Annotated in this window: 18 protein-coding genes; 8 read left to right on the top strand and 10 right to left on the bottom strand. The window is 58.3% G+C overall.

Annotation, left to right across the window (positions count from 1 at the left end):
* The first annotated feature begins 3 nt into the window (after positions 1-3).
* Entirely contained in the window at positions 4-621 is a 618-nt protein-coding gene (locus tag VNZ65_RS18145; RefSeq protein ID WP_325671511.1) for a trimeric intracellular cation channel family protein, read from the top strand.
* Positions 622-747: 126 nt separating this feature from the next.
* Here the strand turns inward: VNZ65_RS18145 and VNZ65_RS18150 are convergent, their stop codons facing one another.
* Positions 748-1,023: a hypothetical protein gene (locus VNZ65_RS18150; protein ID WP_325671478.1), complete on the bottom strand. Its 276-nt coding sequence runs from the start codon at positions 1,021-1,023 to the stop codon at positions 748-750.
* Between the two features lie 309 nt (positions 1,024-1,332).
* Complete coding sequence (gene chrA / locus VNZ65_RS18155) at positions 1,333-2,508, bottom strand: chromate efflux transporter (RefSeq protein ID WP_325671480.1); 1,176 nt, start codon at positions 2,506-2,508, stop codon at positions 1,333-1,335.
* Positions 2,509-2,672: 164 nt separating this feature from the next.
* Between chrA and VNZ65_RS18160 the strand changes: the two genes are divergently transcribed.
* The gene (locus VNZ65_RS18160; protein ID WP_325671482.1) at positions 2,673-3,377 is read left to right on the top strand and encodes a glutathione S-transferase N-terminal domain-containing protein; all 705 of its coding nucleotides are present in this window, start codon (positions 2,673-2,675) and stop codon (positions 3,375-3,377) included.
* A gap of 49 nt (positions 3,378-3,426) precedes the next feature.
* Here VNZ65_RS18160 and VNZ65_RS18165 read toward each other — a convergent pair whose 3' ends face one another.
* A complete protein-coding gene (locus tag VNZ65_RS18165) occupies positions 3,427-4,617 on the bottom strand; it encodes an acetyl-CoA C-acyltransferase family protein (RefSeq protein ID WP_325671484.1) in 1,191 nt (396 codons plus the stop codon).
* 348 nt (positions 4,618-4,965) lie between these two features.
* Between VNZ65_RS18165 and VNZ65_RS18170 the strand changes: the two genes are divergently transcribed.
* Positions 4,966-5,742: an alpha/beta hydrolase gene (locus VNZ65_RS18170; protein ID WP_325671486.1), complete on the top strand. Its 777-nt coding sequence runs from the start codon at positions 4,966-4,968 to the stop codon at positions 5,740-5,742.
* A gap of 57 nt (positions 5,743-5,799) precedes the next feature.
* Here VNZ65_RS18170 and qhpG read toward each other — a convergent pair whose 3' ends face one another.
* The 7 genes from qhpG to VNZ65_RS18205 all read right to left on the bottom strand — a co-directional run bounded on the left by qhpG (position 5,800) and on the right by VNZ65_RS18205 (position 14,878).
* Positions 5,800-7,284, bottom strand: a complete 1,485-nt coding sequence (qhpG, locus tag VNZ65_RS18175; protein WP_325671488.1) for a flavin-dependent monooxygenase QhpG — start codon at positions 7,282-7,284, stop codon at positions 5,800-5,802.
* Between the two features lies 1 nt (position 7,285).
* Entirely contained in the window at positions 7,286-8,716 is a 1,431-nt protein-coding gene (locus VNZ65_RS18180; RefSeq protein ID WP_325671490.1) for a radical SAM/SPASM domain-containing protein, read from the bottom strand.
* Entirely contained in the window at positions 8,706-9,530 is an 825-nt protein-coding gene (locus tag VNZ65_RS18185) for a hypothetical protein (protein WP_325671492.1), read from the bottom strand. Before VNZ65_RS18185 ends, VNZ65_RS18180 begins: the two co-directional genes overlap by 11 nt.
* Complete coding sequence (locus tag VNZ65_RS18190; protein ID WP_325671494.1) at positions 9,520-10,935, bottom strand: hypothetical protein; 1,416 nt, start codon at positions 10,933-10,935, stop codon at positions 9,520-9,522. The genes VNZ65_RS18185 and VNZ65_RS18190 overlap by 11 nt, the downstream gene beginning before the upstream one ends.
* A gap of 9 nt (positions 10,936-10,944) precedes the next feature.
* A complete protein-coding gene (locus tag VNZ65_RS18195) occupies positions 10,945-12,477 on the bottom strand; it encodes a ferritin-like domain-containing protein (protein ID WP_325671496.1) in 1,533 nt (510 codons plus the stop codon).
* A gap of 645 nt (positions 12,478-13,122) precedes the next feature.
* Positions 13,123-13,626: a single-stranded DNA-binding protein gene (gene ssb, locus VNZ65_RS18200; protein ID WP_325671497.1), complete on the bottom strand. Its 504-nt coding sequence runs from the start codon at positions 13,624-13,626 to the stop codon at positions 13,123-13,125.
* Positions 13,627-13,681: 55 nt separating this feature from the next.
* Positions 13,682-14,878, bottom strand: a complete 1,197-nt coding sequence (locus VNZ65_RS18205; RefSeq protein ID WP_325671513.1) for an MFS transporter — start codon at positions 14,876-14,878, stop codon at positions 13,682-13,684.
* A 630-nt stretch (positions 14,879-15,508) separates the two neighbouring features.
* Here VNZ65_RS18205 and VNZ65_RS18210 point away from each other — a divergent pair.
* From VNZ65_RS18210 to VNZ65_RS18230, 5 genes are all read left to right on the top strand, one after another.
* A complete protein-coding gene (locus tag VNZ65_RS18210) occupies positions 15,509-17,446 on the top strand; it encodes a S53 family peptidase (protein ID WP_325671499.1) in 1,938 nt (645 codons plus the stop codon).
* Positions 17,447-17,853: 407 nt separating this feature from the next.
* Positions 17,854-18,267 (top strand): hypothetical protein, encoded by a 414-nt coding sequence (locus tag VNZ65_RS18215; RefSeq protein ID WP_325671501.1) that lies wholly within the window; start codon positions 17,854-17,856, stop codon positions 18,265-18,267.
* A gap of 514 nt (positions 18,268-18,781) precedes the next feature.
* Positions 18,782-19,177 carry a hypothetical protein gene (locus VNZ65_RS18220; RefSeq protein WP_325671503.1) on the top strand — a complete coding sequence of 132 codons (396 nt, stop codon included), beginning with the start codon at positions 18,782-18,784 and terminating at the stop codon, positions 19,175-19,177.
* A 5-nt stretch (positions 19,178-19,182) separates the two neighbouring features.
* The gene (locus VNZ65_RS18225; protein ID WP_325671505.1) at positions 19,183-21,195 is read left to right on the top strand and encodes a DUF6531 domain-containing protein; all 2,013 of its coding nucleotides are present in this window, start codon (positions 19,183-19,185) and stop codon (positions 21,193-21,195) included.
* A gap of 23 nt (positions 21,196-21,218) precedes the next feature.
* Positions 21,219-22,697: an RHS repeat protein gene (locus VNZ65_RS18230; RefSeq protein WP_325671507.1), complete on the top strand. Its 1,479-nt coding sequence runs from the start codon at positions 21,219-21,221 to the stop codon at positions 22,695-22,697.
* Positions 22,698-22,771 lie beyond the last annotated feature (74 nt).

Raw genomic sequence — 22,771 nt, forward strand, 5'->3', positions numbered from 1 at the left:
CTTCTGCATACCATCTACCTGATTGCCATCGTGGCTGAAGCGATGTCCGGCGCCATCATGGGCATGCGGCGCGACATGGACCTGTTCGGCATCTGCGTGGTCGGCACTATCACCGCGCTGGGCGGCGGCACTATCCGCGACGTCTTGCTGGGCAACTATCCGCTGGGCTGGATCGCTCATCCGCAATACCTGCTGTTCACCATCGGCGCCGCTATCGTCACCGCCATGGTGGCGCGTTTCCTGCACCATTTGCGCAGCGTGTTCCTGGTGGTCGACGGCCTCGGCCTGGTGGCGTTCAGCGTGATCGGCTGCGACATCGCCCGCGCCAATGGCATGGCGCCGGGCATCGTGATCCTGGCTGGCATGATCACCGGCGTCTTCGGCGGCCTGCTGCGCGATGTCTTGTGCAACGAGATCCCGCTGGTGCTGCAGCGCGAGCTGTACGCCACCATCGCGCTGTTCACCGGCGCGTTGTATGTCGGCCTGCTGTGGCTCAAGGTCGATCCGGCGGTTGCACCGCTGGCCGCAATCGGCAGCGGCTTCCTGGTCCGCCTGCTGGCGATGCGTTTCCACTGGAAGCTGCCGAGTTTCAACGGCAGCGGCATTCGGGGATTTGAATAAGTTATCTTCCTCCGGAAAGCCAACGCCTGGCCACCGAATGCAGCACCAGATGGACAAAAACCCCGAGAGCCGCGCTCGTCGGGGTTTTCAGCTGATCCAGATGGAAATCTTATTGCGAAGAATTCATCAAGGCTTGATTCTGGTAATTTCGCTGATGTGGGCCTTGCCGTTCAATGGCTTGAAAACGTGCACCAGTGCCGGAAAGCGCGGCGCGTTCGGCACCACGATTTGACCCGTGCACAGGAAGCAGTAATTGGTGCCGGCGACAATTTGCGTAGCGAAAGCCGACGGTGCGTAGGTCGCGCCGACAAAGCCCTCCAGCGCTTCTTTGAGCACCTCTTTTGCAACGCCAGTGATTTCATAGTCGAACGCGCTCCAGCCACCCGGAAATTCTGTTGTCATGATATTCACCCTTATGATGACCGCATGTTCGGATACCCGTCACCGTTGCGGCCTTCCAGTGACAGGCGACAAAATCCAGAAATCATGCTGCGCGCAGCGGCGCCATCCTGGGAGTCCGGCATCCCAAAAACGTTTCCACAGGGAAACTAGAAGATCATCCTAGTCGCAAGCACGGAGAAAAAATACTGTTGAAAGTGATAGGTTCCGCCGCCGGACCAGGGCGCCAATCCGGGGCAAAGAAAAAAGCATCCGGATTAGCGTGCGCTCACACGCGCTGAGCGTCCTTGCTGCCGTGCCAGGCAGAAAATCTCAAATGAGGACTGCGGCAAGCGCCGTCAGCACCACCACCAGCCAGGACGGCCACTTCCAGACCAGCAGCAGGAAAAAACCCAAGGCCGCCAGACAGAAATCCGCTGGCGTCAGGATGGCGCTGGTCCAGACCGGGTTGTAGAACGCCGCCAGCAACAGCCCGACCACTGCTGCATTAACGCCAGTCAAAGCGCGTCTGGCGCCGGCATGCTGGCGCAGCGTTTCCAGGAAGGGCAAGGCGCCGCACACCAGCAGGAACGAGGGCAGGAAAATCGCCACCACCGCAAGCATCCCGCCCAGCCAGCCGTTGGGCGTCCTGGACGAGACGCTGCCGAGATAAGCGGCGAAGGTAAACAAGGGCCCAGGCACTGCCTGCGCCGCGCCATAGCCTGCCATGAACAGTTCATTCGAGACCCAGCCCCTGGGTACGACTTCCGCCTGCAGCAACGGCAGCACGACATGGCCGCCGCCAAACACCAGCGCGCCAGTCCGGAAGAAGACATCGAATAGTTCCATGGAATAGTGCCTGGAAACCTCGGCCAGCAGGGGCAACGCAGCCAGCAGCGCCAGACAGAGTCCGATGGCGACAACGCCGGCGCGGCGGCTGATGTTCGATGCGGGCAGCTTCTCCAAAGAGAGCGGCGCGGCCTTCAGAAACAGTACGCCGGCCACGCCACCCGCCACGATGACGCCGATCTGGCCGAAGGCATTAGGCAGGGCCGTTGCCATGCACGCGGCCGCCAGCGCGATGACGGCACGCCGGGCATCAGGCGTCAGGGTCCGCGCCATGCCCCACAAGGCTTGCGCCACCACCGCCACGGCCACCACCTTCAAGCCATGCAGCCAGCCGCCAGCCAGGGCGGCGTCGGAATGCGTGACAAAGAGGCCGAACAGGATCAGCGCCAGCGCCGACGGCGCAGTGAATCCCAGCCAGGCGGCAAACCCGCCGGCATAGCCCGCCCGCGTCAAGCCCAGCGCAATCCCAACCTGGCTGCTGGCCGGACCGGGCAGCAGCTGGCACAGCGCCACCAGGTCGGCATAAGCCGCTTCGGCCAGCCATTTGCGCCGCTCCACGAACTCCGTCCGGAAATAACCGAGATGGGCGACCGGTCCGCCAAACGAGGTCAGGCCCAGGCGTAGAAAAATGAAAAATACCGCTAAGGGAGAATCACGCATTTTCGGGGATTGAGATTTTTCTGTTCGACTGCATCTTAGCCCAAGAGCTGGGCAAAACCATGCAGCGCGAAACCCATCATCCGGAAGACTGTTAATCTTCCAGTCTGGCACCTCAGCGCTACCGACTTTTCAGACAGACCAACATCAGCCAACAAGGAATCTTCATGAGCGATCTTTCGAATTTCCCCATCACCCAAAAGTGGCCCGCCAGCCAGCCCGACCGTATCCAGCTGTATTCCCTGCCGACGCCCAACGGCGTCAAGATCTCGATCATGCTGGAAGAAACCGGCCTGCCTTACGAGCCACACCTGGTCAGCTTTGAAAGCAACGACCAGACTTCGCCGGAATTCCTGTCGCTCAATCCGAACAACAAGATCCCTGCCATCCTCGATCCGGACGGCCCCGGCGGCAAACCGCTGCCATTGTTTGAATCCGGCGCGATCCTGCTTTACCTGGCGGACAAGAGCGGCAAGTTCATCCCAGCCGATCCCGCCGGGCGTTATGAAACCATACAGTGGCTGATGTTCCAGATGGGCGGCATCGGGCCGATGTTTGGCCAGCTTGGATTTTTCAACAAGTTCGCCGGCAAGGATTATGAAGACAAGCGTCCGCGCGACCGCTACGTAGCGGAATCGAAGCGCCTGCTGGCGGTGCTCAACCAGCGCCTGGCCGAGCGCAGCTGGATCATGGGCGACGCCTATACCATCGCCGATATCGCGACCTTTCCGTGGGTACGCAACCTGATCGGCTTCTACGAAGGCGGCGACCTGGTCGGGATTGCCGACTTTCCGCATGTCACGCGCGCGCTCAACGCCTTCATCGCGCGGCCGGCGGTGATCGCCGGCCTGACGATTCCAAAACGGCCCTGAGCCTGCATTGCCGCTGGAACCGCCGCACGGCAGTTCCAGCGCAATCACATCACAAACGTTCTATGATCAAGGCAATGCCCTGGCCGCCGCCGATGCACATGGTGATCAAGCCATAGCGCTTGCCGGTGCGGATCAGTTCGTACAGGCACTTGACGGCAATGATGGTGCCGCTCGCACCCAGCGGATGGCCGAGAGCGATGGCGCCGCCGTTGACGTTGGTCAGCGCCGGATCCAGGTCCAGGCCTTTGCACACACCCAGCGACTGCGCAGCGAAAGCCTCATTCGATTCGATCACCGCCATGTCGGCCAGGCTGAGGCCGGCGCGCTTCAGCGCCAGCTGGACCGCCGGAATCGGACCGGTGCCCATGATGCTCGGATCGACCCCCGCCACACCGTAGGAAACCACACGCGCCAGCGGCTTCAGGCCGGCTTGCGCGGCAGCGTCCGCCGCCATCAGCACGCAGGCAGCGGCGCCGTCGTTGATGCCGGAGGCATTGCCTGCGGTGACCGTGCCGCCATCTTTCTTGAACGCCGGCTTGAGTTTGGCCAGCGATTCCAGGGTGGCGTCGGCCTTCGGATATTCGTCGGTGTCGAACAGTGCGATGCCTTTACGGGTCTTGATTTCAACCGGCACGATCTGCGATTTGAAATGGCCGGCAGCGATTGCCGCCGTGGCGCGCTTCTGGCTTTCCAGCGCAAAGGCATCCTGCGCCTCGCGCGAGATGCCGTATTTCTCCGCCACGTTTTCAGCGGTGATGCCCATATGGCCGCCGCCGAAAGGATCGGACAGAGCGCCGACCATCATGTCGATCATCTTGATGTCGCCCATGCGGGCGCCGAAGCGCGCGGCCTGGCTCGCATACAGCGCACGGCTCATGCTCTCGACACCGCCGCCGACGGCAACCTCGGTCTCGCCCAACTGAATGGCGTTGGCGGCGCTGATGATGGCCTGCAGGCCGGAGCCGCACAGGCGGTTCAAGGTCAGCGCCGTGGATTCCTTGCTCATGCCGGCATTGATGCCGACCACGCGCGACACATACATGTCGCGCGCCTCGGTATGGATGACGTTGCCGAAAATGATCTGGCCAGCCTGCTGCGGATCGACGCCAGCGCGCGCAAACGCTTCCTTGACCGCTACCGCACCGAGTTCGCCCGGTGCAATATCTTTCAATGCACCGCCATATGTTCCGATCGCCGTACGGGCTGCGCCGACGATGACTACTTCTTTTGTATTTGCCATGTTTATCTCCTTGCTTTAGTCGTGTATGACAAGACTTGCTTGCCGCCTTGCCAGAATGCATGTCACGGATAGCGTTCAATGAATTCCGGGCGCTGCCAACGCTACTCTAGCAGGCATCGGCTTCTCAGTCCTGTCCGAGGCGGAAATTCTCCGCTTCGGCAGATGAAGCAACCCGCCGAATGTACATTTACGTAGGACATCCTTCTGGATGATACCCTCAGTTTTTCATGTGAAAAATATCAACTCCGGAAGGACATCTCACAACGTGTCATCATGCACGGCACACATCATCCCCTGAGGACTGGGCATCAAATTTTTCTTGTTATTTTTAACGAAGGTGATTTATTCATGACTGTGATTTCGGCTGCCGGCACTAGCGTGCATTACACAAGCAGCGGCAAAGGCCCCGGACTGGTGCTGGTGCATGGAACCAGCATCGGCGCACAGGCAAATTTCGGCCACGTGGTGGAACGTTTTGCCGACCAGCGCCAGGTGATCAGCCCTGATTACGCCGGCTGCGGCAATTCAACGATCCCGCCAGGCGATTTGCAGCTTGAAACCTTGGTTGAGCAGATTGCCGCGACGATACGCCATGCCTCGGACGGGCCGGTTGACTTGCTTGGCGACTCCCTCGGCGCGGTGGTGGCGGCAGCGACCGCGGCGCGCTACCCTGCCCTGGTGCGCCGGCTGGTGCTGGTGGCCGGTTGGGCCGACAGCAGCGATGCACGTCATCAGATGGTGTTTGGCAGCTGGGCAAGGCTGGAGCGACTGGATGCCGAGCTGAGCAATCGCTATGTCATGTCGCTGGCGGTCAGCCCGCCGTTCCTCACAGCGCTCGGGCACGATAGGATTTCGATGTTCCTGAAACAGGCGGCACCGCCTGACACCAAACGGCGAATTGAACTCGGTTTACGAATCGATATCCGGGAACTGGCCAAAAAAATTGCCGCCCCGACCTTGGTCGTTCGCGGCGCCTATGATTATCTGATCCCGGAATATCAAACCCGCGCTTTGCATGAACTGATACCAGGCAGCGAGTACGCGCAGCTTGAAAGCGGACACGCCGCTTTCCTGGAACAGCCTGAAGCATTGGTCAAGCTAGTCCGGAAATTCCTGTTCGATTGACACACAGGAATATCTGGCTGGCGCCCCGCCATTCAGAATGCGCTCTCACGGGCGCCGTCAATCGCTTGCAATTTCCACCAGTCCGCGCTGCCACAACCAGGCTAGCAAGCGTCGGGCCTTTTGCAGACTCATGGATTGACCAAGCAGGCCGAGTACCGACGCCGAGCTCGCCTTCTGCAGCAAAATCCCGAGGCCCGGCAATATCGCTTCATTTTCCCAAAATGCCAGCGGACGCTCCAGATGAGGGTGCCGCATGGCAGGCAGCAGTTCAACTTTATCGCCCACGACGCAGGGTAGCGAAACGATCTGCACCAGATGATGAAAGCGAATCATCTGGTGCACAAGCATTTCCGGAGCAGCTTCAATTGCCGGTTCACGGTAACTGCCAAGCTGATCGATTTCCTTTTGCAAGGTTTCGATCATGAGCCCGGCTTCGCGATTCCCGGGCGCCGCTATCATTCCTGGTGTTGCGCGCTCCTGCCAAAACGCCTGTTCGCTGCACCAGGCCTGCCGGTAATATGCCGCCGTCCAGAAATGATGGCGGGCATAGGTTTCAATCAAGCGCTGCTGGTAAAACTCACGCGCCAGTGTTTGCTGCGCCGGGGCTTCTGCCTGCAGAAAAGTGTGAATGGCAATCGCCGCCTGCAAGGAAAAGCGCATCGCCTTTTCTACGCCGGACGACGATATCGGATCCAAAGCAAATGCCGCGTCACCAATTTTCAAGCGGCCATCCTGCCAGCCGTCGATTGCCATATACGGCGTGGCGACGCACATTTGCAACGGACTTTGAAACGGCAGCTGCGCCACGCCGGCGAACAAGCGGCTGGCGCCGCAACTGCCACGCAGCCAGGACTCGGGCCGGCCTGCACTGAGCCGGCGCGATGCAACGGGATCGGACAACAACATGACGCGATAACGCCGATCCGGCAGGCGGGTGCCCCACAACCAGCCTTGCTCCAGCGCCTCCACCAGGGTGACATGCGCCAGTTCGGATGGAATGTCGTTTTCCGCCACTTCAGCCCACAAGGCGGATAGGCGCGGCGCACAGAGCAATTGCTGAGACTGGCTGCTTTGGCGTCCCCGCGCATCCAGAATCATCCGCGCCTGCACCTGATGGGTGGCGTTCGGCGTTGAAAAGCTCAGCTGCCAGTCTCCTGCGCTGCCGGCAACGCTATTCAGGCTGGCTGGCCGATGCACTTCTATGCCGCGCGCCTGCGCCAGTTGCAGCAAGGCCGCATCGAAAGCCGAACGGTCGACTACCGCGGCATCGGCGTGCGCCACCGTTTCGGCAATCCTGCTGCGCCAGCTCAGGCGTGTCGGCAAACGGGTCAGGTGAGGCACGTTTGCCAAAGCCTCGTTGGCATCCAGATAGTCGATAATATTTTTTACGCCTGGCGTCAAGGCTTCGCCAATCTGGCTGCGCGGCCAGACAGTGCTGCGTTCGATCAGTACGACACGATAGCCGAGTTGCTGCAAACGCAGCGCCGCACATAAACCGGCCGGGCCGGCGCCGATGACGAACATGTCGGTTTGGTGCTGCATCTCACCCTATGCTTGCGCTGTCGGCGCCGGCAAACCAGGCCGGCGCGAGCTGGCTGAGGCGGCCGTGCGCGCCGATGGTGTAATGCAGCCAGCCTCTAATGTAATCGCAGGCGCTGCGGCCACGCGCCAGCACTTCATGGTGGCAGCCGCCGCCGCACATGTAACGCGCCCAGCAAGAATTGCAGGGCTGTTGCTGGTGCACGTGGCGCTGCTCCAGCCAGACAGTCTGGCGGCCGCTATCTACGCCGCTGGCAAGATCGCCCATCTTGCCGGCCTCATCGCCGACAAAACGATGGCAGGCAGCGAGTTCGCCTTCGGCGGATACGCCGAAATAGCCGGCGCCGGCGCCGCAGGGATAAGGACGATGCGTGCCGCGCTGAATTTCACGCAGGGCGTTTTGCATGTTCATGAACGGATAGCGCCGCCCCAGCATCACATTTTGTTCAAACGCCAGGCCGCAGGCGATCATTCCTTGCAGCATGTCTTCCATATCCTCCGGCGTCATTTCCGCCTGTCCGTTGGAAGCGCGCAATAGCGGCGAAAAACCGACGCTATGGAAGCCCATGCCTATGAATAAATCCAGCGTCTGCGGCAGGTTCAGATTGAACGGCGTGACGGTCACCCTGGCCGATACCTGCATCCGGCGTTGCCGTTCCAGCAGCGGCGCCAAGCGTTCGACGATCTGATCAAAAGAACCTTTACCTCCTTTGAATGGGCGCAAACGATTGTGCTGCTCCGCCGGACCATCGAGGCTGACGGTGACGGCGAAGCCGTGCTCCTCGAAAAAATCGGCATCGTCCGCTTGCAGCAGGCTGCCATTGGTCGTAATCGAAAAATGGCAGTTGACCGAACGTTGCCTGGCTTGCTCTTCGGCATAACGGGTGACGGCACGCAGCGCCGGACGATTGGCCAGCGGCTCGCCTCCCATGAAGGCCAGGTTGACCTTGGCTCCAGGCGCGGCCTTGGCCAGCAGCAGGTCCACGGCTTGTTTCGCCGTATCCAGCTCCATGTTTTTGGCTTTGCCGCCAAACTCGCCTTGCTGCGCGTAACAGTAGGTGCATCCCAGATTGCATTTCTGCGCAATCGCCAGCGACAAGGCGTGCACCGGCGGCGCAGCCAGCGGCGTATCGTCAATCAGCGGCGCCGACTGCAAGCCGCTGCTGGCGATCAAGCCTTGCACGACAGAGTCGTCCATGCCATCCAGCGCCGCCCGGAATTCGGCTGCCAGCGCGGGCGGCAAATGGAACAGGCGACTGCCGTTCACCACCAGCAGCTGTGCGCCCTGTGCATCTTCGACCAGATGGGCATCGCGTTGCCGCGGCCGCGAAGCCGCTGCGATACGCGCCGCCAGCGCAGGAGCCAGGCTGGCTCCTGCGGCCACCACTGCGGAAGCCCGCCCGGATTCGCGATGCGTTGCTTGATCATGCTTCATCGGCATCTTTCCCGCGAATCACGAATTGCAAATCCTCCTGCCAGGATTTGAACAAGTCATCGTAAGACCACAGGCGAGTATCGACCCGATTATCTGGAATGTAGGTGCCGGTGCGTTTCTTTGCAAACCACATATCGCCCTTGGCAAGACCGTCCTGGCCCGGCTCCACGTTCACATAGTCGGGGCGTGACGCGGCCCAGTAATAACAGGCGCATTCGCGATAGTCGTTTTGCCATGGGGCGCACAGCCCCTGGGTCAATTCCCCCGGTTGCAGCATGTCGATATTGATGGCGGCGGTTTCTTCCTCAAAGAAACGACGCATGGTCAGGCTGACCTTCAGCGTTTCCATTTTCGGCGTCAACAGCACTTCATTGGTAGCGTTGGCATAGGTGGTAAATTCACATTCGACCTGCTGTCCCTGCAAATGCATGATGCGAGCGAAGGAATTCGACCACTCCATGAACGAGACCGCATTCGGATTGGCGGAGCTGGCCAGGGTGCCGGAATCGCCATTCGGCAAAACCGGGCCGCTGGTAGCGACCATGGTGCCGACATCCAGGCCGGCAAAGCGCAGCAGGCGGCGTGTCGCCAGATGCTGGAATGGCGGATCGGCATCGATGACGTAGTTGTTGTTCTCCACCAGCGTGATGCCTTCGAAAGCGCGCCGCCATAGATTCCGGAAGTCGAACTCCAGCCCCGGAAAACAATTGGAGATGGCGCTGCGCGGCAGCACCGAAGCCGGATTGCCGGCGCCGCGATGGTGGATTTGCGCGGTCAGGTTGCTGGCGCGGATCGTCATGTTTTTAGCGGACATTTTTGCCTCCGTCTGGATTGGTTTGGCCGAACATCGCATTGCGCGCGGCCTTGATCACCATGTTGATGTGACGCCGGGTCAGGGTCAGGCTGCGGCCATCGGCGCCGCGCATCAGGGCCGGCATCTTGCGCAGTCCTTCCGACGACAGGTCGCCGATTTCCTCCGGCTGGCGCAACACCTTGGCGAACCAGGGCGCACCGCCGGCGGTCAAGGTGCTGAACACCCTTTCGTGCAGGGCGCGCAAGGCGAGATTGTCAACGATGGACGGCGCCGCAATCGGTTCGTAATAGCGTTCGAAATCGGCGCTGTTTTGCCGCACCATGGTGCTCGCCACATTCAGTTGCCCATTGAATGGATTACCGTTCATCACGGCGGAATTCATCAGCCGCACCGTTTCCAGGGCCCGCAACACGATTTCCGTTGCGGCGTCGAGCGACACGCTTTCTTCCGCCACTTCCGGGCCGTACAGGATTTGCTCCATTTCGTCCGACACGACCCGGATCGGCAGCGTGTCCGGCGCGAACGCCGGTGGCCCGGCGCCGATATAGCCGTGCGCCCATAACTGGCTGCCGTCCTTGCGCGTCAAACCGATACGCGCCACGCCGTCGCATTCGTCGTCAAGGTAGCCCCAGCTGACCTGGTTGCCGTCTTTGTCGGCGTAGCCGGCATAGATACCGGCCGGATTGGTCAGGGTCGGGCCGGTGCTTTCGGTGTAGTTCAGCCAGTCACCGTTTTTTTCGTCGTACAGCACCAGGTCTTCGCAATCGATCACAGGATCGTCGCGCAGCTTCGGGTCTTGATACGATTCGCGCCGTTTCATCCGGGTGCCGTACACGATGCCGGCAGCCGGCGTGTAACGCAGCCGGATTTCCGGGAACTGCGCACTCGGCTTGATGAACTGGATGTAACCAAGCGGCAGTTTTTTTCCTGAATGGAAATTGAGACAATGGCCCTCCATCGCATGGCGCTGATGGTCTTTCAGGGTATGCAGGCTGGCGTGGATCTTGTCTTTTTTATTGTTGGTGCGGCGGTAGATCTTGATGTTGCCCAGATCGATATCCCAATGCAGCGCCGTCAAATCGAGGTTTTCTGCCTGCAGCAGGGCGAGCGTCAGCGGCTGCAGTTCTTCGGGCAGCTCGCTGGTGCGCGCATACACTTCCAGGAAAGGCGCGACCGGCCGGATTTTTTTGTTGTCGTCTTTGAAGCGGATGGTTTCCGGTACATAGCTGCGCAGGATTTCCCCGCTCGCCGGATCTACTTCAAAACTAGGTTGCGGCACGATCCGGCGGTAATCAAACGGCTGATCGGGATTGACTTCCAGGTCAAACGCTTCCAGCGGTGTCGCTGCAGCCCCCAAACGTCCGATGGCGATGGGCGGCAGGATACGGAGTTCTAAGATCGGCATGACGGGCTCCTAAAGTAAGGCGGGATCGATACTGCCGGACAAAATGCGGGTCGCAATCGCGATCATGCCTTTATCCGCTTCGCGCAAACTGTGCAGATAGGTATGCCGGTCCGGGCTGCTGGTCGCCAGCAGGGCCGCAATCAGTCCCTCGGAAGCGGTCAGCAGGTCGAGATGGCCGATCCAGCGGTTGGCTTCACCGAACGGGCTGTCCAGGGTGTACGGCATCTGGAATGGCGGCCCGGCAAACCCGGCATCTGGGTCTGTGGCGGAAACCGGGGATTGCATCAGAATTTCCGAGATGGCCCGCAAGTTGTACATTTCGCCGAAAGTGGCGTTCACAATCGTGCCGCGCGGCGTGATCAATCCGGCTGCATTCAAGCCGCCGTAGAGCGTAAAGCTGTGGATCAGATAGCTCAGCAGCATGCGATAGCGCACATTGTGCAGCGTCGCCCACAATGCCGATTCCGGATCGGTGATTGCCGTGACGGGAGTCCCGCCTTGCTCCGGTTCTTCATCCGTGTCGAGCGACACATAGGGATTGACCGCAACCGGGCGCGATGCGCTCCATGAGCCAGCGTTGACCTGGGGCGCCGCGCTGGCGTCAGGGTAGGAACGCGCCCACGCATCCGCCAGGAAATCGGCGGGGCGCGCATTGTTCCACAACTCCAGGCTGCAGGGTTGATGGGTCAGCGCCGCGCGCATTTCAACGTACACACGCAAGAAGCGCACAAAATGCGATGGTTCCGATCCATGCGGAGCCTCTCCTTGCTTGGCGATTGCCTTCAACGCATTCACCGCATCGTCGCGGCAAGTCACCGGAACCACCAGCACATCGGGCGTCTTGCCCACGCTCTTGCCTTCGCTGTTGCCGCGGTTGCCGCCCTGGTAACCGCGTCCCCATTCGGCAAAATTGGCCTGGCAGGAAAAGGTATCGGCCTGGAATACGTAGTCTGGCAAATACAGCGGGTCTTCCACCAGCGGAATCAGGGTATCGAATAATTCTGCAACCTGGTGCGGATTCGACGTCTGGGTAGCGACCCGCGCCCTAATCTCATCGCCCAGGGCGCCGCCATTCCAGCCCACGGATGCTTCGGTGTACACGTACTTGGCCAGTGAATCCAGGGTCAGCGGCTGCAGCATGAACGGAAACGGGTAAAACGGCACATCCCACGGATAATCTTCGCGCTCGAAGTGCAGCGGCGCGCCAATCAGACGCAACACGTTCTGCACCGAGATCAGGTGCCCCATTTCTTCCTTGGCGATGCCAAGAATCACTTCTTGCCAGTTGCGTACCGCCTCGCGAAACTGCGGCGGCACCTGCGGTCCGCCCAGAGAATAGGCCGCATACAAGTACTGCACCATCAGGCAGTGCTCGATTTCGGCATCAATGGAAAGCAGGTAAGCGACGTAGTCGCGTGGGGAAAATTCAAGATTGAGCAAGACTTCGCTGGAACCGTCTTGCGCGGCCAAGGCCATAGTCGCGGTACGGGGTAATAGCCCCGCTCCGCCACCAAGATGGCGACGTATTTGTGAAGCTCGCATTGTTTCTCCTCGCATCAACTTCGTTAAGAAAGGTAGGGCTTGTGAAAACAACGAAATACAAGTGACAGCCTGGCATGCTGAAATGCCGGGGCGGCGGCGCCGCCCGCTGACACTGCGGCAACGACCATGCCAAGACATCTGTCCATCGGCTGGCTGCTACTGATCGGTCAAGGTGAAGCAGAGTTCAAGTGGGAAGACGGGGCGAGACATTTATTTTTTCTAACGTTCAATCTGCATATCTGTTGCTCCGCAAACATGAAGTCCGCAGCAAGATTGTTCCTCAATCCGTATTTGAACAACTGTCAAAATTGATAGGACTTGCGTCAAGCGCCCGGAATCGTCCTCGGCAAGCCCAAGACCTGCGGCAAGGACCATGGCAGCCGCAGCGTTTTCATTGTTGCAGGTGGATGGGATGGGATTTCTACAATGGCGGCGGACACGGATCAGATCGTGCTGGCGCGGGTTCTGCGCGTCTGCGGGGTACGGTAGCAGCGAAAAATCGAGGAAGTTGGCCCGGACAGGAAATGATGCGATCAAAATTTCACGTCGTCGCGGCTTCCAGTTTGCATAAAGGAAGCAAGAATGAAAAAACCCGCTAAATCAGTGACTTAGCGGGTCTAGTTTACAGAATTAAATTACCGGGTCTCAGAACGGAATATCGTCATCCATATCCGAGAAATTCGGCGCCGGACGCGAAGCAGGCGCTGGGCGGGAAGCTGCTGCCGCCGGTGCACCGCCGCCGGTATTCTGGCGTGCCGGCGGCGCACTGTTGTAACCGCCGCCGTCATCCATAGGCGCACTGCCGCCGGCGCCTTGGCGGCTGCCGAGCATCTGCATGGTGTCGGCGATGATTTCAGTGGTGTAGCGCTCGGCGCCATCCTTGTCTTGCCATTTGCGGGTCTGCAGGCGGCCTTCGACGTAGATCTGCGAACCCTTCTTCAGGTACTGGCCGGCGATTTCCGCCAGCTTGCGGTAGAAGGTGATGCGGTGCCACTCGGTTAATTCCTTTTTCTCTCCGCTGTTCTTGTCTTTCCAGCTTTCCGTGGTGGCAACGGCAATGTTGGTGACTGCTTCACCGTTTGGCATGTAGCGTGTTTCCGGGTCGCGGCCGAGATTGCCGACGATGATGACTTTATTGACCGATGCCATGTTTCTCTCCTGATTACGAATATCTTGATAAATGCGTTGAACAATGCCTTGAAACTTATGCTGCCGCTGAAACGGCCGCCTGGCTGCGGCGTGGCAAATTTTTCATGCTGGATGCGATTATAAGCCAGCACAGGGTCGCTACCCCTCCTAAAATGAACACGGAAGGCGCTCCGGCATGCTGTTTAAGCAATCCGCCTATGGCGCCGCCGGCGAACAGGCCCAGGGCCTGCATGGTGTTATACACGCCGAGGGCGGCGCCTTTGGCGGCCGGCGGCGCGATGCGCGACACCAGCGAGGGCTGGCTGGCCTCCAGCACGTTGAAGGCAATAAAGAAGCCCAGCAGCAGCACGACCAGCCATTGCCAGCGGATTGTTTCCATCGAGAATGTCGCCAGCAAGCCAAGTTGCACGATAAACAACAAGGCCACTGCCGCCACCATCACCTGTTTCATCTTGCCTTGCTTCTCGCCGACAAATACCGGCGGCAGCATCAGGACGAACGACGCCAGCACCACCGGCAAATAAATCTTCCAGTGCGCGGCAACCGGCAGGTTGGCGTATTTGACCAGCGCCGCCGGCATCACCACGAACATCGCCATCTGCGTCATGTGCAGGGCGAATACGCCATAGTTGAGACGCATCAGCTCGCCGTTGCGCAGGATTTCCGACCAGGCCACGCGCCTGGCCTTGACCAGCGGCACGCTCGGCACCAGCCACAGCACCACGGCGATGGCCGCCAGCGACAGGATGCCGGTCATGGCGAAGATGCCGCCCATGCCTATCCATTCATACAGCAGCGGCGAAATGATCAGCGACAAGGCGAACGTCAGGCCGATCGAACCGCCCACCAGGGCCATGGCCTTGGTGCGGTGTTCTTCGCGGGTGGAATCGGCGATGAAGGCGGTCACCGCCGCCGAAATCGCGCCGGCGCCTTGTATCGCGCGGCCGATGATGACCCAGTAGATATTCTCGGCGCCGGCGGCAATGAACGATCCCAGCGCAAACAGGATCAGGCCGATGACGATGATTTTCTTGCGGCCGTATTTATCGGAGGCGACGCCGAACGGGATTTGTCCGAACGACTGCGCCAGGCCGTAGATCCCCATCGCCAGGCCGACCAGCGCTGCGCTGTCGCCGCCGGGCAGGGTCCTGGCGTGCACCGCGAACACCGGCAGGATCAGGAACAGGCCGAGCATGCGCAAGGCGAAGATCGAAGCCAGCGAGGCGCTCGCCTTGACTTCGGCGCGGCTCATGCCGCTGCCGGCGTCGCTGGCGGGGATGGAAGACGGATTATTCATGTTGAGCTATTACCAGAGGACGGCGCCGAGGCAGCGCCGGAACGAAGATCCAAACCCAATATAGTAGCAGGGAATGGAGGGGCCACAATCGGCGCGCATGCCGGACCGTGCCGATTGCGCCGTGCGCCTTGATGTTTTGCCATGGACTTTCCAGCGCCTGCGCCGGCCACAAAACCGACGCTAACATTTGCTTACAAATATTAGACAGATCTGTTCAAATATTTCCCAAAAGCATGACCCCTTTTCCCATTTCGATTGGCATAACTAGTAGGACTCCATAAGAGTCACTACGGTGTTGTTCATCCTCAAGAGGGAAATCCCATGATTTTCACGCAACGATGCTTCTCCCTATTTTTTCACTTGCCACCCGCGCACGGCCAGATCCGGCCGGCGACCACACCTCCCCCTTTACGGCACAGGCAGCGTTGACGCTGCCGCCATCCCCTTAACGGACTGACGTCCGTTATCTCCTGCATCGCCGCCGGCGACGCAGGCTCCAGCGCCAGGTCAACCTGTGCAGGGCGGAATGCCTTGCAGGGAAAGCGGCGTCCTTTATCGGTTGTTCTATTCAAGAGGAATAAACGCATGAAATCCGAAACAGTAACGAAAACAGCAGTGCAGACATCGGCAAGAAAATCGGCAGCAGGCTTTGCGATTCCCCGTGCTTCGGCATTGTCATTGGCGTTGTCGCTGGCGTTCGCATCCTTGTCCGGCGTAGCGCACGCCGCGGCCGACGACACCTGGGTCGCCACCAAGACCAAGGCCTTCCTGCCGCAAGTGCAGGCGAAACAGAAAAGCACCGCAGTCGACGCCAGTGTGCCGACGCCGGCAGAAGCCGCGGTACAAATGGCGCAAGGCGAGCCAGTGCATGTCACGCTGAGCCTGAACCTGCGTAACGAAGCCAAGCTCGACCAATTCCTGAAGGAGCTGCATACGCCAGGCAGCGCAAACCATCGCAAATACCTGACGCCGGCCCAGTTCAAGGCAGAATATGCGCCTACCGAAAAAGATGTAGCGACCGTAGTAGCGCACTTGCGCAAGGCCGGTTTTGTGAATATCAAAGTCGCGCCGAACCGCCAGCTTGTGTCAGCTTCCGGCACGGCAGCCACCGTGCAGGCCGGCTTCCATACTGCGCTGAAACGCTTCCAGCAGGACGGCCGCCCGGTATTCGCCAATACCGACGCCGCCCAGGTGCCGGCAGCCCTGGGCCACATCGTCGGCTCGGTGCTCGGCCTGCAGAACGTCGAACTGGCCCATACCAACTTTGTCATGCAAGCGCCGCAACAAGCCCGCGCTGCCGTGCTAGCCAAGGCACGCACCAATGCAACGCCAGTACAAACCTCGCACAGCCCGGCGGAATTCCCAGGCATCTATAACGCCGGCAGCACGCCGACCGCGTCGAACACGACCGTCGCCGTGATTTCCGAAGGCGACCTGACGCAGACTATCTCGGACCTGAACACCTTTACCGACAGCAATAATTTCGCCACCATCAACACCAACGTCGTGCAAACCGGCGCCGACGGCAGCGACTACAGCGACACCGCCGGCATGGTCGAATGGAACCTGGACAGCCAGACCATTGCCGGCACGACCGGCGGCGCGGTGCAACAGCTGATTTTCTACGCATCGCCAGACATGCAGTTGAGCAGTATCACTGCTTCCTACAACCAGGCTGTGTCGGATAATCTGGCCAAGGTCATCAACGTCTCGCTCGGGGTCTGCGAAGCAGCGGCCAATAGCGAGGGTTCGCAGGCAGCTGATGACAACATTTTCAAACAGGCGGTTGCACAAGGCCAGACATTCTCGGTATCAACCGGCGATGCCGGCGCCTACAACTGCCAGGTCAGCTCGATTTCCGGTGCACCTGGCGTGCCGAAGAACAAGTCGACCTATGACGTCAGCGAACCAGCCAGCTCGCCCTACGTGATCGCAGTCGGCGGCACCGCCCTGTATACCAACGCTGGTGCATACAGCAGCGAGATCGTCTGGAATGAAGGCTTGCGGGCGATCGGCCAGTACGATGCTGCCGGCGACGTCGACAACACCAAGCGCATCTGGGCCACCGGCGGCGGCTACAGCAAATACGAAGCGGCGCCAAGCTACCAGTCCGGCGTGACCGCCTCCGGCGCCACCACCCGCGGCTTACCGGACATCGCCTTCGACGCCGCCAGCGCCAGCGGCGCCAACCTGGTCATCAACGGCAGCACCACCAACCAGAACGGCAATCTGTACACGGTTGGCGGCACCAGCCTGGCAGCGCCGATCTTCACCGGCGTGTGGGCGCGCCTGCAATCGGCCAATGCCAACGGCCTGGGCTTCCCTGCCGCCAGCTTCTACAAGTACTTCCCGCTGGCAGCCAACGCCTCGCTGTTGCATGACGTGACTTCCGGCACCAACGGCTACAGCAGCTCCTACGGCTTCAAGGCCGCCAAGGGCTGGGACGCGGTGACCGGCTTCGGCAGCCTGAATATCGGCAACCTGAATGCCTTTGTCACGAACACGGCGGATTTTGCACGTTAATCGTCATCGTTCTGATTTACCTGCCTGACATCGCCGCCGCGCTTCTTCGGGAGTGCGGCGGCGATCGCGCCAAGCACCATTCCACGGCACAAAACCAAACCATATCCGCATTGCCGCCGACGGCAAGAGTAGCCGGTCAAACCCAAATATCCCTACCCTGATATAGTGTCAGGGTGCAATATGGCTGTAACCCGCATGGATATTAGGTCTACGAAGAACTTGTCTAATATCTGCGCGGAATACGTTGATTTATTTCCGGGGCATAGCGTTTAACTACTAAACTAATATTAGACAATCTTTGATCAAAATTTCATTCCCAAAGCTACCAATTTCGCTCAACTATTGCCCTTGCCTAAGCCTGCCTGATCAAAGACGGTGCGGAAATTGTGCTTACACACAGGAGGACCATGCATCACATCACCATCAATGGCAATCGACCAGACTTTCGCGTATTCCTCGATCTCTTGTATGGTATGGATCGAAATGTCGATACCGACGGGGACTCCTTTCCAGTGAACAGCCGCACATGGAGTTACCTTTACATCGCAGATCGTGAAAGCGACGATCCTTCCGTGGAAATTGCGGCACTCATCGAACAACCGAAGATATTTAGCGTAGAGTCCAAGTCCGAACGGCTTGAAGAACTGGCGGCGCTTTATCTCTTCATGTATTGCGGCGCTATGATTTCAAATTCTTCAGTTACGCTTAGCTCAGAGCAGATTGATGCGCTAAAGGCTAAGTATTCCGTCGAGTTGAGCCGGGCGGCTGTCGCTCGATGGCACAGTTCCTCCAATGAAGACCCGTACCCAAAATCTGCCTAAACCAACGAATAGTGTGCATAGAATGTACTTGTCTTAGCAGTATTCGGACGCGGGTTCGATTCCCGCCGCCTCCACCAATATATCGTTTTAAATCAATATCTTAGAAATATAACGCTGTCATTAATTGGGGTGTTTTGGGGCTGATTGGGCTCCAGAATGACAGCATAATGACAGCATTTCATTTTCTGACTTCCAAAATTCCTCCATCTATAACGCAAGTGTCTGTGATCGGCACCTACTGTCGCGTTGGCACGATTCGCTATCCCATATTGCATATTCAACATTTCTCTTTAGCTAATAGGCTGTAGAAATATTGCAAAGTGTTGTTATTTGAATGTCTATGAATGTGCAGTGCAATAAATTGTGATTTCTGGATTGCCGGAATTGCTTTCCCGCAATACATTTGCGTTGCCGTATGTAACTTAATGTGCGGTGAGCATGATTGAGTCGAGAAAACCTGGGCCAGCTCAAAGAATGAGGATCTTGTCCTTGGATCTGACACCGCTTCTTAGTTGTGCAAGAAGAAACTGCGCAATCAAAGGCCGATGACAGCGCAGCACAGGAATTTTGTTTCGGGCGTATAAAAGGGATAGAAATGACGGAAGTGATAAGTACGAGAGCGCAGTCAATTTGGCCGGCAACAGCAGAACATCCTGAAAACAATAGCTGCGTGAATATTGTTCCGATGCATTTTTTATCGAAGCGGCTCATAGCATCCGTTTGCGTCGCGCTGATGATGATTCTTGCGCACTATGAAGCTTGTGCAAGTGATGCGCTGTTTAGGTTTAATTCTTATAGCGGAAATTATTACTCTACGCCTGCGGCGTCTTGTGCTTCGATGGGTTTCCCGCTTGGTGACGGGCCTAATTGGTTTCCCGGGGGGCTGTTGTTTCATATCAGTGTAATTTAAATTACTTGGGCACTTTAGGTTCGGCGTACTGTGCTGATGGCTCAATTCCGGTAGATGCGTCTGCCGGGCCAGCGCAGTGCGCTGCTCCGGCACCTATTGTTCCTTACGATCCTTCTTGCAGGCCTGAACTCAACAACCCAAATAGCTGTAGCTACAATCCTGGGGCAGCACCAGTCGACAAGAATGTAGGCAAGCCTGCTTGCACTGCCTGCCCCTGCCCGCTTGAGGACGGCAACCCGATCAACCACGGCAATGGCAACAAACGGCAACTGGAATCTGATTATCTGGGTGCCGTAGGTGGTGGTGTGGAATTGCAGCGCACCTACAACAGTAACAGTACCCGTAACGGCCGCTACGGCGCGCGCTGGAGCAGCAACTATGAACGCATGGTACGGACCAACAGCGCCTATCCCAACAATGCTGGCGTCCAACGCATTGATGGCAAGATCTTGACGTTCACCTTGACGGGAGGCGTGTATCGCCCGGATGCCGATATTACCGATAGTCTGACGCGGCAAACCGACAGCGCAGGCAACACTATGGGCTGGCAATACCGAGTCGCCGCAGATCAATCACTAGAAAACTATGACGCTGCAGGCAAGCTACTCAGCATTACCAGTCGCGAAGGTTGGACTCAGACGCTGAGCTATTCTGATACGACTACACCAGCAGCCATTGCACCGCAACCAGGATTGTTGTTGCGTGTGGCAGATCAATTCGGCCGCCAACTCAATTTCACTTATGACAGCAGCAGCCGTGTGGTCCAGATGACGGACCCGACCGGCAAGACGGTCAGCTATAGTTACGACAGCAATAACGATCTTAGTACCATGACCTATCAGGATGGCAAGACTCGTACCTATGTTTATAACGAGCCGGCCTACACGTCAAAAGTCAATCTACCCGGCGCTCTGACTGGCATTGTCGATCAGAACAACGTGCGCTTTGCCACATTTAACTATGACAACACCGGCAGAGGTATTTCAACTGAGCATGCCGGAGGTGTCGAGAAATACAGCATTGCCTACACCCAGTCTGGTAGCCAAGGTACCGTCACTGATCCCTTGGGGACGGTCCGCACCTACACGTTTCAAACCTTGCTCAACACGATCAAGAGCACAAGCCAAAATCAGCCCGGTGGCGCCGGTTGTGGCGCCGCGTCGTCTGCCGTCACGTATGACGCAAACGGCAACGTTGCAAAACGCACTGATTTCAATGGCACAGTCACCACCTACAGCTACGACCTGACGCGTAACTTGGAAACTAGCCGTACGGAAGCGTCCGGGACGTCGCAGGCCAGAACGATCACGACGGCTTGGCATGCCACCTACAGCTTGCCATTGCAGATCGCCGAGCCGAAACTGTTGACAACCTTTGCGTACGACACCTCCGGTAACCTGTTGAGCAAGACGGTGCAAGCCACCAGCGATGCAAGCGGCGCCCAGGGCTTGTCGCCAACGTTGGTCGGCACAGCGCGCACCTGGAGCTACATCTACAATACTGTCGGCCAGGTCTTGACCGCGACCGGTCCGAGAACTGATGTGGTGGACAAGACCACCTACACCTACGACAGCAGCGGCAATCTGAGCACGATCACCAATGCAGCAGGCCTGCTGACAACCCTGTCGAATTACGATGCCAATGGACGCGTAGGACGCATTGTCGATGCCAATGGTATTGCAACGACGCTGACCTATAGCCCTCGTGGCTGGCTGACCGGTAAGACTGTCACCGCAAGCAGCACAGTCGAGACCACCACATATGGCTACGACGGCGTCGGTCAACTGACGTTAGTCACGTTGCCGAATGCATCCACGATCAGCTACACCTACGATCCTGCCCATCGTCTTATCAACATTGCCGACAGCCTCGGCAACAGCATCGTCTATACCCTCGACAACATGGGTAACCGGATCAGTGAGCAAGTCAAGGATCCGAGTGGCGCCTTGGTACGTCAGACCAGTCGCGTGGTAGATGCTTTGAATCGGGTACAACAAATCACAGGAGCAGCGCAATGAGTGGGCGTTTAGGACGGAAACAAATGGGCATCAAGACCCTGGTCAGCGCGGTACTGTTCACGCTGGCCTATAGCCCAATGCTGGGTAGCGTGAATGGCACGGCAGCACTGGCCCAAGCAGTCCAGAACACGACCGCTAGTTATGAATACGACGCGATGGGAAATCGGACCAAGATCACCGATCCCCTTGGACACGTTACCACCCAAGGTTACGACAGTCTGGGACGTCTCATCCAGCAAGCATTACCGGTTCCGGCTACAGGAGTCACTAGTCCCACCGTCAGCTTTACCTATGACGGCCAAGGCCAGCTAAACACCGTCACGGATCCGCGCAACTTGGTGACCAGTTATACGGTTGATGGTCTAGGCAATCAGAACGCGATTTCCAGCCCCGACACTGGCAGCGCCTACACGACATATGACGCTGCCGGCAATCTGAAGACCCGCACCGATGCCCGTGGCAAGACCACTACCTATAGCTATGATGCGCTCAACCGCCTGACCCAGATCAGCTATGCCAGCGGCACTCCAACCCAGTTCGAATACGATGGTGGTACGGCAGGTGCACCGAATGCAATCGGTCACCTGACCCGGATGACCGATGGATCTGGTCAGACGACCTATATCTATGGCAGCTTTGGCCGCTTGGTCACCAAAGTGCAGACACTCAGTAGCACTGGTATCAGCAGCACGATTAGCTATACCTATGGCAGCAGCGGCACCACCACCGGCCAATTGGTCAGCATGACTTACCCAAGCGGTAACCGGATCAACTACGGCTATGATGCCGCAGGCCGAGTTAATAGCCTCACCCTGAACCCGACCAATACCACTGGTGGCGGTACCAATACCGGCATCAACATTCCGTTACTCACCGGGATCGGCTATCAAGCCTTTGGTCCTGTGAATACCTGGACCTGGGGCAATAGCAGCAGTACCAGTACGAACACCTATGCCAGAGGGATCGATCTGGATGGTCGCGTGACCAGCTACCCACTGGGCAATGCTTTGAGCAATGGCACCAACCGGACGATCAGCTACGATGCAGCCAGCCGGATCACGACAACCAGCCACAGCGGTGCAGGAACCGGCAACAATGCCCCAGCGAACTTCAATCAAAGCTACGGCTACGACAATCTGAACCGGCTCAACAGTGTCACCGGAAGCAGTAGTACCAATACTCAGAGTTTCCAGTACGATCAAAACGGCAACCGTACTCAAGCAACCTTCGGTAGTGGCAGCTACACCAATACGATTGCCGCAAACAGCAATCGGCTGACGGCCACGACTGGGCCGACACCGGCGAAGAGCAACACCTATGATGCGGCGGGGAATCTGACCAGCGACGGCACCATCAGTTACACCTATAGCGATCGTGGAAGAATGGTCACCGCTACCGCTGCCGGTATCACAATCACTTACGCGCATAACGGTTTAGATCAGCGGGTTCAAAGTAAGCGTGACGCTAGTAGCGTTGTTGACTTTGCTGGAGTTCGTTCTTAGAGATCGATGATTTTTCGCAGCAGTCCAGGCGACACTCGCCATTGCTCGCCATCACAAAGTAGTGAATAAGTTTT

It is taken from the genome of Collimonas sp. (assembly GCF_035566555.1).
In the GTDB taxonomy this organism is placed as follows: domain Bacteria; phylum Pseudomonadota; class Gammaproteobacteria; order Burkholderiales; family Burkholderiaceae_D; genus Collimonas.